Origin of the sequence: Alcanivorax sp. HI0007, assembly GCF_001635525.1 — a bacterium.
Lineage (GTDB): Bacteria > Pseudomonadota > Gammaproteobacteria > Pseudomonadales > Alcanivoracaceae > Alcanivorax.
Genome location: NZ_LWEJ01000258.1, coordinates 44,194 through 59,076, shown reverse-complemented (window position 1 = coordinate 59,076; position 14,883 = coordinate 44,194). Strand labels below are relative to the sequence as shown.

Genomic DNA, 14,883 nt, shown 5'->3' with positions numbered 1-14,883 from the left:
GTTTTGTCAAACAGGAAGGGTTCTCATTTTTTCATTAAGGCCCTGAGAGTTATGGATTTTTCGGCATTTTATCGCGTAGTCTGTCAAGAATTATGTCGAAAAAAGATATGTCGAACCGTTCGACTGAATACGCTGTTATGTGAAAGGGTGGAAATGATCGCGTTCATCGATTTAATAATGAAGGGTATCTTCTTTGTAATGATGGTCTCTGTGCTCTTTTACTTCGGGTATGCACTTGCAATTTCAAAATGTAAACCATTTGAGTTTCACGGTATATGGTCGAATAAGCAGCTAAAGATCGTTGCTGCCAGGTGTTTTGAAGGTAGGCATGTCAATCAATTCGTTACAATTGTTAAAGTGTTTAAGTGCTCATTTTTAAGTTTAATTTTGCTTATGGTGCTGCAAGGTGTTCTTGGTAAATTCACATAACAAGTTTCTGCACTCGGACACATACTGCTACGCTCGTTTTTGTGTCTGTCGCTGCGCTCCATTTTTACACAAAAACGCTCTCCGCAGTATGTGCCGGTGAGCAAAGCGTTATACCTAAAGGACATTCATGTCAGCGATTTATGAAGTGATACAAGAAAATCCCGAGTATTTCGCATGGGCATTTGGTGTGGTGAATGTTCTGTGGGGCTTGTTTGTTTATTTCAACAAGCAGAGTCATGACAGGGCAATGGCTCGATTGAAAAGTGATTTGGGTCTGGAAGCTGAAAGAAGGAAAAGAGTCTTCGAATTAAAGGCAAGCCAATACGAAACATATGTGGCTAACTTGGATTCTTTCGGGAAAAAGCATCAGGTTGACCTTCCCGCACGCATGCGTCCGATCTTTGATAAATATCTAAGTGACTACCTTGCTGCAACAGAGTCTGCTGACAAACAACAAGAACATCAGGTGATAACTTGGTTCGGTGGGCAGATTTCAGCCTTGATGCAGGAAGGGCTCGACGATGTATTGAAGCTACAAGCGGAGTCAAATCGGTTAAAACTGACCGCCACGGATGAAATGATTGATACTTTTTCTGAGCTGGAAGTTCTAACCAAAGCCTCAATGGACAAAGCAAATGAATTTATGGGGCAGTTTACCGAGATCGTACTGACCCAAGACCACCAACGTACGGAACGATATCAGGCAGAACTAAAGGAGCTTGGCCGGAAAACTCAAGAAAAAGCCAGCCAGCTCATGCAACAAATGAGAGCGGAGCTCCGCGCAATTTAGGTATAACCAGTGGGTGAAGCCGACCGGTACTACGCTGCGCTCCGTCCCGGCGGCTTACCCAAGGCGTTAGAGTTGTAATGTATGGTGACTGAAAAGATATTTTGGGGTGTGATTGCGGGGGCTTATGTGGCTCTAGTGTATTATCGGCGCCATGAGGAGAGAGATCCGGGGGGTAATCTTTTTGCTTTCTTTCGAGGGCCTCGATGGCTTTCTCCTACGCTCCTTTCCTTGTTTATTTATTCACTGTATAGCGCGCTCTTTACATATTCGCATGTTGATATTTTAAGTAAAGCAGTAATGCTGGGTGTAGGCGCTATTCTTGGGTTGGTTCCTGCTATCTACTTTTGGTTTAGGCGTGTGACTCTAAAAGGTGATGTCATTGAGGCAGTTGGCCCATTTAATGGTGTAAAGCGAATATATTTAGATGATGTGGTGGGAGTGAAATCTGATTTAGAAAAGGGGGTTAGCCGTTGGACTCCTGGAAGTGGTACCGAGGTATGTAGTGCTGATAGCAAGATTCAGATAGAGGGATTTCTTTCAGGCTACAAACCTCTGGCGCAGGAGATAGTGGATAAATTTAATGCTAGAAACTCTAACAAGAAGATGCACGGCGACAAGCGCGTGATCTAGGCGTTAAGTTCTTATGAATGACTCTGTACCCGACATCGTTATAGCTCAGAGAATTCGGAATAATTTGATTCAATATTTCGAGCTGGCTAGCAGTGAGCATGATTTGTTGGAATATCAAAGAAATGTTCCAATTGCACAAGTTCTTGTCGAATTAGTTGAACAGCTGGAAGACTCGTTTGTTTTCGAGCATGTAAAAGATGGATGGTATGTTGAACCTACATATACTCAAGAAGAAATTAACGCTGTTCTTAATTTCAAAGAAATTTGGGAAATGTTAATAGATATGCCTGATTATGTAGATTCGATAGGTGATTTCTTATCATCCAACTATTGGCCGCCCTTCCAGAGGGAAGCTGAAAGAGCATTAAAAGTATTTATGAAACGTGGTTATTTATCCGAAGATGAACCAGAACTTAACAAGTAGCTTCACCGGACTCCGTAAACTGTCACGCCTTTTGTTCCAAAAGTCGCGCCAATTTACTCTGCCGGTGAGCTAGGCGTTATAAGCTCCTATGAAAATTGAAGTGGTACGTGAAGCTTGCTGTTCTCAAGATGACCAGTTAGGCCCTCTTTCTATCGAAGTAGACATTCCTGAGAGGGCTATGGTTTGGGAGCTAGCGAGAGAAATTGGAGAGGCTAATTTTCTTCAATTCAGCGGAACTCATAGAATCATTGATGTTTATTGTGCTGGAAAACATCTGTTCAGTATTCCGGCTGTGGGAATAGAGGGTGGTCGTGTTGAGTACGTTGTTAGCAGGAACGATATGGCCAGTAATTACCTTCGAGAAAACAAGGTTCAATGCACCTGGCCCCCAGGCTTATAACAAGCGGCGGAAGGCGGACAAAATTTCCGCTCGTTCCTCGCTTCAATTTGCCCGCTTCGCCTGGCGTTATGTGAAAGGGTGGAAATGATCGCGTTCATCGATTTAATAATGAAGGGTATCTTCTTTGTAATGATGGTCTCTGTGCTCCTTTACTTCGGGTATGCACTTGCAATTTCAAAATGTAAACCATTTGAGTTTCACGGTATATGGTCGAATAAGCAACTAAAGATCGTTGCTGCCAAGTGTTTTGAAGGTAGGCATGTCAATCAATTCGTTACAATTGTTAAAGTGTTTAAGTGCTCATTTTTAAGTTTAATTTTGCTTATGGTGCTGCAAGGTGTTCTTGGTAAATTCACATAACAAGTTGCTGCACTCGGACATATACTGCCACGCTCATTTTTGTGTCTGTCGCTGCGCTCCATTTTTATACAAAAACGCTCTCCGCAGTATGTGCCGGTGAGTAAAGCGTTATAAGCTCGTTTACCCATGAGATATTTTTTAGCAGTTGTAGCGAACATATTTATTCTTGCTATTTCGGTAGTCGGGCTAATGTTTACCTGTATGTGGGGCTGCCCCAATACGGGCATACAGCTCATGTTCAAAATTTCTTCGGCGTGCTTGTTGGTAAGCCTTGGACTGCTCATATATCTTTGGGTAACAAGCAAGAGCAGCAAGAAACCTACAGGCGGTCATTAATGCTGTCCCAAAATCTTATAACAAGGCCAGGCAGCATCGCCCCTTCGGGGCTTGACCTCGCTACGCTCGACCGCTGTTGGCGGCGTTATGTTTTCGAGAGATAGATGGGCACAGAAATAGTAGTAATTACAATAGCTAATTTATGGCTCATGGCTTACGCACTAGTAGTGCGGGTAGTACGCTTTATACTTGTAAAATACGGCATGGCTCACTCTGATCTAGGTGTTCTTTACAAGTCTCATGCTGTTGCCGTACTCAGTCTTTCCTTGCTTCCCTCATTAGTGTTTTTGTGGGCTATTAGTGACGATTACAGCTTTGCCATTAGCTATATCCTTATTATTCAACTACCCATAATTCTATTAACTATGTGGCTTCTTATGCCGGCCGCGGCCTGGAAAAATATAACAAGTCAATTAACTTCGCGCCTTCGGCGCCGGACAGCCTAACGGCTGCCGGTTATTGAGGCGTTATAGAGTGAGCTGGGAGGGCTGGTGTGTAGGTTCCTGAAATGGATTCCGCTAATACTAATAATTGCTTTTGTCGGCAGGGCAGGGATTCTTTTCTGGCATCAGAATGATATTGAGGGCGAGAGGAGCAGGGAATTTATTCTTTCTAATGAAGAGGTTGGCCTGGCATCAGGCGGGTTGTCAGAGATCATTTTTAGAAGAAAAGTTTCCTACAATGGCTCTTCGTCAGACCCATCTTATGTTGAGTTTCGTTATCGTGTCATTGGTAACAGAAATGATCTATCTGTAGTGGTCAGAGGCTACGGCGAGCCGCCGAAATATTCGGTTCGTGAAATGGAAACTCTATAACAAGGGCCTGCAAGCCGACCTTCGGCGGCTGAGGCAGGCGTTAACTGCTTATGAAATTGAAGCGAGTCATATACGAACTCTATGAGGTAGATCTCAGATCCCTGAATGATCATCCTGGGTGGCATGAAATAGATCGAGAGATATACCTAGAGTTTGATAATGGAGATAGGAAGTACTTTTCCTGGTGCAGCGAGCCAGTCCAGTACTCAGTTGGCATTCAAGATCATCGTTTTAATTTGAATGAGCCTGATCATGTTATTGATGTCTCAGATTGGAGTATGTGGCGAGGCTTAATTGGAAATGAAGTTGAGGTCATTGGCCATGATGAATCTCATCAAGTAATGGAGATCAGGGGGCAGAGCCAGTCTGTGTATCTATCTAGCCAAGAGCAAGGATCATGGTTAGCAGACGTTTTGCATGTATCAGCCACGCTGCCGGAGTTTGGCAGTTAACAAGGCGCTGCTGCCGACAAGCGGCAGAGCGCAGCGTTATGCAGGAAAAGAAATTGAGTCTATCTATCTCCTATATCGTTGAAGATGCCGGGTGGGCCAAAATCACCATTTCTGATGGTGATGAAGAGATAGAGAACGACGTTTCCTATTTGCATGACAGTCTTCGGGATCTTGCAAACCTTGCAATAGAAATGAGATCTGGCGCTAATACCGCGAAAGCGATCTTCATGGATGAGCCCGGTGAGCTCCAGCTGGTAGTAACTAAAAATCAAAACCAAATAGACTTTGAGGCGCGCTGGTTCAAAGATTGGCAGAGTTGGGGGCTAACCTCATTATCAGATTACGATGTTTGGCTTAGGGGCGAGGCCACGGTGCAGCATCTTGTTGAGCAGGTAACCGATGTTCTGAAGCAAATCCATAAGGATATCGGTCCCAAGAAATACAAGGAAATGTGGGTTGAGCACGAGTTTCCCTTGGAACAATACCGGAAACTCATCAATGCATAACCAGGGGATGAAGCGGACCGCATTTTCGGCGCGGCGCGCCTCCAAATCGGCCGCTGAGCCCGGGCGTTACACGGCAAGGAAATATCGAGCAGATGCCAAATTGTAATTTCTATGCAATAGACAATGACTTCATAGAGATACTTAACTTCATCTTTGATGAAATGGAATGCAGAGTTTTCGAATCATACTCTGAATATGAAAAAGACCTTGTTGAATTTTCATGCACCGGTGAAGTTTTTGACTATTATCAGCTAGCAGAGTTTTCAAAGACTCCAAAACGCTCAGCAAATCTTATGCTATGGCCTGTTAAGGCATCTGAAAATGTGAAGGTAAATCGAATTGAGTTAAACCCTAAAAAGTGTCAGGGCGCAACACACAGATATCGTGTCGATGGCTGGGGGCTTATATCTCTTGATCTAAAAGGCATCAATAAGGTTGGTTTGCAATATAGCCATACCAACCATAACACAGAGAAACGGGCTACCGCTTGGGAGCCTAATTATAGTGATGTTATGGGTTCACCATCCGAGTGGGATTGGAAAACTGTTTCAAGTACATCTCGGAAGCTAAACAATTTTATAAAGAAAAACTCAAATAAAAAGGTCGGCCCTATGCCTGTAATGCAGTGTGCCGAAACAGTAACCCTGGCCGGTGTTTGAGGCGTTATGCGAAAAGAGAGGTATGACCATTCTTAACGAAATCAAAGATTCTTGGGGCTGGGTTGGTATAGAGCCTAAAGAAGTCGTTATTGAGAATGACTTTGGCAACCTAATCGTTAAAGATTTCAGTGATAGATTTTGGCGGATTTGCCCTGAAGACGTCTATTGCGAGATCATTGCAGAGTCAATTGATGAATATAAAGCTCTAATAAAAAGTGAAGAGTTTCTCGAAGACTGGTTTATGTCAGCTATGGTCCAAGAGGCCGAAGCGGCGCTTGGAAAATTGGAGCCAGGATGCAAATACCACATGGTGATTCCGGGCGTGTTAGGCGGTGAGTATGGTGGCTCAAATGTAAAGATAGCGCCGCTGCTAGAAATTATTAGGTTTTCTGGTGATCTCGGTAAACAAATTGAAGATCTTCCTGACGGCGCTCAAATTGAGCTCGAGGTGGTGCCGTGAAATCGCATAACAATGTGCTGCAGCTGACGTCTTACTTTATGCGCGTTTTGCGCGGTCGCTACGCTCCTATTTTCGCGCAAAACGCGCATAAAGTAAGACGCCGCTGAGCACGGCGTTATGTAAGAAAAGGGAGTGAGTCTTGCGTCAATACAACAGTGTTCAGATAAAAGTCCTGCATAGAGTATTTAGTGCTTCGGACGTATCGTTGGGCGAAGAGATTCCTGCTGTTGGAGACATGGCAACTATCATTGAGGTGTATGAGTCTCCGCGAATGGCGTACGAACTAGAGTCGGTCGCGCCCGATGGAACAACTAGGTGGATGGCTACTTTTGAGCCGGGAGATGCCGATTTTGATATCATTTCCCGCTATACATAACAAGACAGAGCACGCGACAAGCGCGTGTCCGCAGCGTTATGTTTCAGGGAGGGAAGTTTGCGATCACCTCAATCCGTTAAGGCGCTTGAAGATCTGGGTCGAGTGCGTTTGTCTGATTCATTTTTCATGAGGGATTTCTTGTACTCGGAAATATCCCAAATCGAATGCATTCCAAACGTTCCAGAATATCCTGAAATAGCAATTGAGGCGGGGCGTGGCCTGTGCCAAAACGTTCTCGAGCCCATTCAGGATGCTTTGGGGCGCATTTCAATCAGGTCTGGATATCGCTCTCCAGCTGTCAATGCAAAAGGTGCAGAGAACAAAAATCAATACAATTGCTCAAGCAATGAATCGAATTATGCTCACCATATTTGGGATTATAAGGATAAGAATGGGGAGATTGGCGCCACGGCTTGTATCGTGGTGAATTCGTTTGTTGACTACTACGAGAAAACAGGTGATTGGCAGGCACTTGCGTGGTGGATTCATGACAATGTTCCTGCATACTCATCAATGTATTTCTTCCCCAAGCTTGCCGCAGTCAATATTCGCTGGAGTCAAACGCCTGAGAAGTGCATCAAAAGCCACATCCCTCCGAAAGGTATTCTTAAAAAGCCCGGGAAGGAAAATCACAATGGAAAGCATGAGTCGTTCTATTTGGATTTCCTGCGTAGCGTCAGAACATAACCCGTGCAGGCACAGCGAAGCCCATTACATTGTGCCTTCGGCTCCATTCCGTGGGCGCGCTTGCTGCAAGCGTTATATTTCTCTGAGGTAGTCAAATGAGCCACTGCCCATTTTGCCAAATAATCGAAGGTAATCTTGAGGCCAGCGTTATCTACGAAGATGATGTCTGTTTAGCGATAGTGCCTTTGCATGCACCCTATCCCGAATCGGCGGTTGTGTTTCCAAAGGAGCACATTGACCACTTCACCGACTTGCCCAAAGATCTTGCAAATCACGTTATGGGTGTCGGCTTTGAGATCGGTCAAAAGATAATGAGTATGTACAGTCCTGGTCGTGTTGGCATGGGGGTTCACGGCTATGGGGTTGCGCACGCCCATTTCAATGTGTTCCCGCAAAACCACCCTTACGATGTCGTATTCAGAAAAATGGCTTACGTCAAAGAAGGCGAAGTAAGGTTTGGTTTCAAGAATCTGCCCGTTCCATCAAGAGAAAAAATGGATGAAATTGCGGCCACACTCAAGATCGAAAAATAACGGTTTTTGGAGTCCGTGACTGCCTGGGGCGTCCACCTAGCCCCCCTGCCTTGTCGCTGATCAATAACAGCGTCGATGCTACTGAAAAACTCACTTCATACCGCGGTCATTTCCTGCGCTCACCTTTCCGGATCAGACTTCGTCTGTCCTGCGCTTCGCTTTTGACGCGGAAGTTTCTGTCTGGATGCCGCATGGCTTCTCCGGTGAAGATGCCGGATTGAGCTCGACTTGCTGTTGTCCTCCCTGCCTTTTCTGGTACGTTATTATCAGTGCAACCGTCGGCAATGTGAAAATTTCATGAATGCCATTCCTGGTCCGGGGCAGTGCTAACAGGATTTAAAAATTACTGGCGTTCATTTTTGTTAGCATTGGGCGGTTACTTTTTTTGGAGGGGCCTTGCCGGTCTTTCTGTGGCTAACCCTGTCATCAAGGATGAGTATTATGACGGACAAAAGCACGCTACGTTCCTCTACCATTCTGTTTCCGGTTTTCATACCCGCCGTTGTGGTGTCCTTTCTTCTCATTGTGGGAACCATCAGTAACCCGGAACGGGCGGGTGAGGCCTTTAGCGCGGCGCAAGCCTGGATTACCGCCAATTTCGGCTGGTTCTATATGTTGGCGGTGGCGCTGTTTCTGATTTTTATTGTCGGCGTGGCCATGACCCGCTGGGGCAATATCAAACTGGGACCAGATCACGGTGAAGCGGAATATTCGTTCCCGGAATGGTTCGCCATGTTGTTCTCGGCAGGCTATGGCATTGCGCTGCTGTTCTTCGGGGTGGCAGAGCCGGTGCTGCATTATGCGGAACCGCCGGCGGGCGCTGCACAGACCGTGGATGCGGCCAAGCAGGCCATGCAGATTGCCTTCTTCCACTGGGGGTTTCATATCTGGGCGATTTACGGCCTGGTGGGCCTGGTGATGGCGTACTTCGCGTTTCGTCATGGTTTGCCCCTGTCCATGCGCTCGGCGTTCTACCCGCTCATTGGGGAACGTATTTATGGACCTATCGGCCATGCCATCGATGTGTTCGCGATTCTCGGCACCATGTTCGGTATCGCGACTACCCTGGGTTTGTCCGCGGCGCAGATCAATGCTGGGCTGAATTATCTGTGGGGTGTGCCGGTGGCCACCTGGGTGCAGATCACGGCGATTGCCATTGTCACCGCCCTGGCTACCGTCTCTGTGGTAGCGGGCATGGACAAGGGCGTGAAGCGCCTGTCCATTCTGAATATGGTGCTGGCCGTGGCGTTGATGGCTTTTGTCTTCGTGGTGGGCCCGACGATTCATATTCTGGAAAGTTTCCTGCAGAACACCGGCAGCTACCTGAGTGGCATTGTCGAGCGGACCTTCAACCTGCAGGCCTACACCCACAGCGACTGGATCGGTAACTGGACCCTGTTTATCTTCGGCTGGACCATCGCCTGGGCGCCTTTTGTGGGGCTGTTTATTGCCAAGATCAGTCGTGGCCGCACCATCCGCGAGTTTGTGGTGGGGGTGATGCTGGTGCCGTCCCTGTTTACCTTCCTGTGGTTCTCCGTGTTCGGGGATACGGCGTTGAACATGATCATGAATGAAGGGGTAAGTACCCTGGTCGGCGATGTGCAGACCGACAAGGCGGTGGCGCTGTTCAAGCTGTTTGATGAGTTGCCGCTGTCCACCTTGATTTCCTTCCTGGCGGTCCTGTTGATTGTCACCTTCTTCGTGACGTCATCCGACTCCGGTTCGCTGGTGGTGGATTCCCTGGCCTCCGGTGGCGTGCTCAATACGCCGGCCTGGCAGCGGGTCTTCTGGGCGGTGCTGGAAGGGACCATTGCGTCGGTGTTGTTGCTGGCTGGTGGTTTGCAGGCGTTGCAGACCATGACCATTGCCAGCGCCTTGCCCTTTGCCATCATCATTATCCTGGCTGCCGTGGGCATGTGGCGGGCGCTGGTAATTGAAGGGCATCGCGAAACCAGCTTGCAAATGCACATGGCCACGCGCCGTCACCTGACCGGTTCCCAGTGGCGCCATCGTCTGAAAGGCATGATGGACTTCCCTGGCCGCGACAATGTGGAAGGTTTCATTCGCGGTAAAGCCATGCAAAGCATGGAAAAGGTGGTCAAGGAAATGAAAGAAGCGGGTTGGGATGCCCGGGTGCTGTTTGATGACAACCTGATTCGCGCGGAACTGCAGGTAAACCGTGAAGGCCATGTGGGCTTTGTCTATGACATCCGCCTGGTCAGCCAGCCGGTGCCCGGCTTCGTGACCGCCGGTGGCGCGTCCACGGTGATGAAAGAGGAAAACTACTACCGGGCAGAGGTATTCCTGCGTCGAGGCGGTCGCTCCTATGATGTGTTCGGCTATGACGAGGATGACATCATTCGCGACATCCTGGACCAGTTCGAAAACTACCTGCACTTCCTGGATCTCACCCCCGGCAAGTTGCCCTGGGAAATGGGGGAGCACGATGACCTGCTCCATCCGCCGGAGGATGATGAGGGAAAAACGGAAAAGTAGGGCGGCTGGCCGGCTGTCTCACTTAACACGGTGCCCCTGTTGGGGCACCGTCTTGCCTGACAAGGCAGGCATCATGAGGCTGCGGCATTCTCCAGCATTGTGATGTCGATGCTGCAATGGATGGCAAGCCGTGCGCCCTTGGCTTCGGATTCTTCGATCAGGGCGGCCAGTGCTTCCTTGGTCTGCATCAGCTCCTCAATGCGCCTGGAAACCACGGGATTATCCGCGCCCAGGCGTTCGTTTCCGCTCCATCTCTCCAGTTGATGAAACTGGATTTTGTTGTTTATCAACGCCATCAGGATGGTCTTGGCATCATCGGCGGAGAACTCGCCGCTGATGAGTTTATGACTGGACTGTGGGGTGTGGCTCGACATGATTCTCTCTCCCGTTGGTCAAGGCATTGAATGATCGCGTTACGCTGGATAGCCGGGATTACCAGGCTATCCAGCGGTTCTGTTGGTACTGCTCTACCTGTTCACCCTGGACGCGGAACAGATAAAGCCATTGGTGGTTGACCAGCTGGCGCACGACTTCGTGTTTCTCGATCACCTGGGCAATCATTTCCCGGGGGGCCTCGATGAACACGCTCAGCCGCACCGGGGTGTGCTGCCAGTGTTCGCCGTCATGCACGGACTGGATCGGCAGGCCGATGCGCAGGTCGCCGCCGTTGCCTTCAAAGACGCCCAGTTTTCCGCCCACCACGTTGTGCAGTGTCTTGTTGCCGCTGCCGAAGCGCAGGTTGTCGACGGTGGAGGCGAAGTACTGCATGTTGATCCAGTTCGCCACCACCATGGGGGCGGTCATGATCTGCTCAAGCCGTTCTCCGTCCGGGTCACTGCGGTAATCGTAGTCATGCAGAAAGCTGCGACCCTGCAGGTCCAGGCCCCGTGTCCGTGACCGTGGCGCGATCATCATGGCGGCGTTGTTGGCCAGGGCCCACTCCGGCCGGGTCTGTGACCAGTCATTGGCCCGCTGACGCAGTGCCCGGGACAGGGCATCGGGCTTGTCCTGCAGGTGGGCCAGGCCCAGTCTCGTGGCTTTTTCGGCACTGGCGCCGCTTTGTGCCCGGCGCAGGTGCTGCTGGATGGACGCCAGGGCGTCGCGGTGGCTTTCCGGTAGCCGGGCCAGATCAAACAGGGTGACTTCCTCGGTGAGGGTGTTGTGCAGGCCGGCCAGGAAATGGGTGCTATCGGGAATCGCAATGCCCGCATCCTGCATCCGTTCCCGCACGGCCGGATCGTTGAGCAGGTTGGCCAATGTCCGCGCATTCACATCGCCGCTTTGCCCACAGCATGCGCCGCAATCCAGTGCCGCCTGATGCGGGTTGTTACGGGTCTGGCTGCCATGGCCGAGCAGCAGCACCAGGGGGGCAAAGCCGGAGGTCAGCCCCATGCCGGTGAGGATTCGGCAGGCGAGTTCGGCCTGCTGCTGCGTATCGCCCGCGGTGGCGCTGTCCAGTCGCGGGCTGAGCGCAGCAGCGTCCTTGCTGGACAGACCGTTCCGGGTCTCCGCCACCAAGGGGGCCTGGCTGGGCAGGGTCTGCTTGATCAGCTTGAACAGGTAGCCCAGCCCCAGCGATTCCACCAGCACAAAGCCGGACAGGGGCATGGCCTTGAAGCGGCTCCAGCTGTGGTGGTGGCGCAGGTGGGATTGCCGCTTGCGGGTGATGGCCTGGTCCCGGCTGTCGCTGCCGCTGGTGTCGGTGACGCTCATGGCCGGGCTCAGCAAGCCGGGTAACTGGGGCCGCTGCAGATCAGTACCCAGGGGCTCATAGCGGATGGGCAGGCCGAAAAAGCCGGCAAAACCCAGGGTGTGAATATGCGGGGACTGGGCCTCCAGGTGACGCCGGAACACTTCCGAGCGCACATCAATGCAGAAGGCCGCCTGCACCTGGGGCAAGGCAGGGTCCGTGTTGCCATGATGCGCGGTCAGATTGCGAATCAGGGAGCGCTGGTAATGGATTTCCTGGGCCCGTTGCCAGATCAGTGTGGCGGGGACCGTGTCTACCTGGCGCAGATGGGCAGACCAGGCGCCTTGCCACTGTGTCCACGGGGCGTCCGGGGCGCGGCTGCCCCCATCGATCAGGCACTCCCAGCTGAGCCGGATGGCGAGGAGATGGACCAGGGTGTCGTCTTCCTCGCCGGCCAGTTGCGCCTCCCAATTCCGGTACGCGCACCAGGCGGCCCAACCGCTGATCCGCGCCAGCACGGCCTGCAGGTAGTGGCAGATATCCTCGCGGGGAATCCCCAGCTGCCGGATGGCCTGACGAATTTGCTCCCGGGGTTGTGTGGCCAGCTGGCTGGCCCTTGCCGACAGTTGCGGCGCCTTCATCAGCATGGCGATGCCGTGATCCGTGCCCACGGAGTTGCGCCATTGCGGGTAGAGCGGCGCCGACTGGCTGGGGCGCCACTGTGACTGATGGTGATCGAAGTAGGCGGCACAGAACTGGGAGATCTGGTGGGTGATGGTGTCACACCAGGCCGGTTCGGACTGCAGATCCCGGTGTTTGTCCAGGGTATCCGACAGCAAGGGGGCTGGCGTCAGCGGCGCGGCCGGGGTCTCCAGGGCGTCCAGCAGCGCCTCAACAGATTCGCCCGGCGCCAGTTCATCCCGGGCCTGCGCCAGGGCGTCAGCATCAATGTCACCGGCCTGCCAGGCGTCCCGGTAGTCGCTGGCATCCAGGGCCATGGGGCTGCCGGCCAGCCGGGCCAGTTGCGTGGCGGTTTGCATAAAGGACAGATCCCGGTGCCCCCAGTACGGATTCACGGCGATCATCCGGTCCAGCGGCCAGGTAGGAGCGATCCGCGATACGGTGGTCTGGATGGCTGCCTCGATGTCTGCCTCAAGGCCATCATCGTGAACCTGATCTGCCAGGGCCTGTGTGCTCATGCCGGTTCTCCGTTGTCTGAGGCAAAACGATGGACCCGGGTCTGGGCCTGGGCCGGTTTCAGCTTGACGGGCCAGACCTGAAAGGTGACCCGGGTGAAGAGTTCATCCAGATAAAAACCGTGGTACGCCCAGGGATAGAGGGTAGTGGCGAGCTTGCCGTCGGGGTATTTCTGCAGCCAGAACTGCAGCCCGTAAAGGCCGGAGAAGCACAGGATAATGGCCACGGTTTGCAGCAGACCGACCGGACTGCTGTGAGGCGCAATGGCCGCAAACAGCACATGCCAGACCAAGTAAAGCTGGGTGAGCAACAGCACCATGAAGGCGCCGCGGGCCATCAGGCCGGCACGCCACCCCTGCTCGCCGCTGAGCAGCGGGCCCAGCCCCAGGGCGACGATGACCAGCGCGGCAACCGGCACCGACAGCGCCGGGAAAACGCTCTGCCAGCCCCACAGCGATGCACCAACCAGGGCACCACTGAGCAAGCCGGAGGTCAGGTAATGACCGGACCAGCCACGGTCGGCCCCACCGGTGAAGTACGCCTGTTGCCGAACCATGGCCACGGTTTCCCCGGCGCTGAGGAAGGCATGGGCCTTGTACAGGGAGTGTGCCAGCAAATGCAGCAGGGCCAGCTCATACAGGCCCAGGCCGATTTCCAGCAGCATGAAACCCATCTGGGCACAGGTCGACCAGGCCAGCCGCACCTTGATGCTGACACGGGTCATCATCACCAGGCTGGCCAGCACCGCGGTGGTAGTACCGGCCAGGACCAGAATCCCTTGTGCAATGACCGCCTGATTAAGCAGGTCGGCCAGGCGGATCAGGATGAAGCCGCCGATATTGACGATACCGGCATGCAGCAGGGCGGAGACCGGTGTGGGCGCCTCCATGACCTGGATCAGCCAGCCATGCAGCGGCAGCTGTGCGGTTTTCAGGATCACCGCCAGCACGATCATCACGGCGGCCAACTGCAGTGAAAGGGGCAGGGCAGCCTGTGTCGCCAGAAACTGGCGCAGTTCATCGAGCTGCAGTGTGCCGCTGGCGTGATAAATCAGCGCCAGAGCCGCGAACAGGCAGAGTTCGGCAAGACGGCTGACCAGGAATTTCTTGTGGGCCACGATCTGGGCCGTTTTGCGTTCGCGGTAATGGGTCAGCAGGAAATGCATCCCGATACTGGTGCCGGACCAGGCCAGGGTGATCACCAGCAGGTGCTGGCTAGCCAGCAGCACACCGACACAGGCGATGGTGAACAACATGGCACGGATGAAACGCTGCTGCTGGCGCTCCCCTGTCAGGTAGCGGCACGAGAAATGGATGATGACCCAGCCCAGCAATGCCACCAGCGTGGCCGTGACCAGCCCGAGCGTATCGATGCCAGGGTTTCCCTCGAAGCTCCCGAATACGGCAATGATGGCGCCGCCAACACAGGCCAGCAGGCCCAGGCGTCCGGTGCTACGGGCGATGGCCCAATGGTGTCGGGATTGTGCCAATACCAGCAGCCAGCCGAGCGTATAAACGGCAGGAAGTAGCCATGCATTCATGTAAGCCAGCACGCTGGAACTCCTTTGCTAGATGGGCGACGGGCGAATCTTGTGCAAAGGCAGATGTTTTGTAAAATAGATAATTCATCTTGAATTGTTCACA

At 52.2% G+C, this 14,883-nt stretch carries 13 protein-coding genes; 10 read left to right on the top strand and 3 right to left on the bottom strand.

Annotation, left to right across the window (positions count from 1 at the left end):
* Nucleotides 1–556 precede the first annotated feature (556 nt).
* The 10 genes from A3714_RS15145 (at nt 557) to A3714_RS15095 (ending at nt 10,353) form a co-directional block, all read left to right on the top strand.
* Nucleotides 557–1,219 carry a hypothetical protein gene (locus A3714_RS15145; RefSeq protein ID WP_063508386.1) on the top strand — a complete coding sequence of 221 codons (663 nt, stop codon included), beginning with the start codon at nt 557–559 and terminating at the stop codon, nt 1,217–1,219.
* Nucleotides 1,220–1,300: 81 nt separating this feature from the next.
* The gene (locus tag A3714_RS15140) at nt 1,301–1,849 is read left to right on the top strand and encodes a hypothetical protein (protein WP_063508387.1); all 549 of its coding nucleotides are present in this window, start codon (nt 1,301–1,303) and stop codon (nt 1,847–1,849) included.
* A gap of 13 nt (nt 1,850–1,862) precedes the next feature.
* Nucleotides 1,863–2,273: a hypothetical protein gene (locus tag A3714_RS15135; RefSeq protein WP_063508388.1), complete on the top strand. Its 411-nt coding sequence runs from the start codon at nt 1,863–1,865 to the stop codon at nt 2,271–2,273.
* Between the two features lie 88 nt (nt 2,274–2,361).
* Nucleotides 2,362–2,673, top strand: coding sequence for a hypothetical protein (locus A3714_RS17775; protein WP_156493060.1), 312 nt, complete (start codon nt 2,362–2,364; stop codon nt 2,671–2,673).
* 1,908 nt (nt 2,674–4,581) lie between these two features.
* The gene (locus A3714_RS15120) at nt 4,582–5,142 is read left to right on the top strand and encodes a hypothetical protein (RefSeq protein WP_156493061.1); all 561 of its coding nucleotides are present in this window, start codon (nt 4,582–4,584) and stop codon (nt 5,140–5,142) included.
* A 92-nt stretch (nt 5,143–5,234) separates the two neighbouring features.
* Nucleotides 5,235–5,801 (top strand): hypothetical protein, encoded by a 567-nt coding sequence (locus A3714_RS17770; RefSeq protein WP_156493062.1) that lies wholly within the window; start codon nt 5,235–5,237, stop codon nt 5,799–5,801.
* A gap of 22 nt (nt 5,802–5,823) precedes the next feature.
* Nucleotides 5,824–6,261, top strand: coding sequence for a T6SS immunity protein Tdi1 domain-containing protein (locus A3714_RS15115; protein WP_063508392.1), 438 nt, complete (start codon nt 5,824–5,826; stop codon nt 6,259–6,261).
* A 433-nt stretch (nt 6,262–6,694) separates the two neighbouring features.
* Nucleotides 6,695–7,324, top strand: a complete 630-nt coding sequence (locus tag A3714_RS15105) for a hypothetical protein (protein ID WP_063508394.1) — start codon at nt 6,695–6,697, stop codon at nt 7,322–7,324.
* Nucleotides 7,325–7,419: 95 nt separating this feature from the next.
* Nucleotides 7,420–7,857 carry an HIT family protein gene (locus A3714_RS15100; protein WP_063508395.1) on the top strand — a complete coding sequence of 146 codons (438 nt, stop codon included), beginning with the start codon at nt 7,420–7,422 and terminating at the stop codon, nt 7,855–7,857.
* 441 nt (nt 7,858–8,298) lie between these two features.
* Complete coding sequence (locus A3714_RS15095; RefSeq protein ID WP_063508396.1) at nt 8,299–10,353, top strand: BCCT family transporter; 2,055 nt, start codon at nt 8,299–8,301, stop codon at nt 10,351–10,353.
* Nucleotides 10,354–10,424: 71 nt separating this feature from the next.
* Here the strand turns inward: A3714_RS15095 and A3714_RS15090 are convergent, their stop codons facing one another.
* Genes A3714_RS15090 through A3714_RS15080 form a run of 3 tightly spaced genes read right to left on the bottom strand, consistent with a single transcriptional unit; the run spans nt 10,425 to nt 14,792 of the window.
* A complete protein-coding gene (locus tag A3714_RS15090) occupies nt 10,425–10,727 on the bottom strand; it encodes a hypothetical protein (RefSeq protein ID WP_062815353.1) in 303 nt (100 codons plus the stop codon).
* Between the two features lie 58 nt (nt 10,728–10,785).
* Nucleotides 10,786–13,242: a YbcC family protein gene (locus A3714_RS15085; RefSeq protein ID WP_063508397.1), complete on the bottom strand. Its 2,457-nt coding sequence runs from the start codon at nt 13,240–13,242 to the stop codon at nt 10,786–10,788.
* Complete coding sequence (locus A3714_RS15080; protein WP_231866180.1) at nt 13,239–14,792, bottom strand: NADH-quinone oxidoreductase subunit L; 1,554 nt, start codon at nt 14,790–14,792, stop codon at nt 13,239–13,241. The genes A3714_RS15085 and A3714_RS15080 overlap by 4 nt, the downstream gene beginning before the upstream one ends.
* Nucleotides 14,793–14,883: the final 91 nt, after the last annotated feature.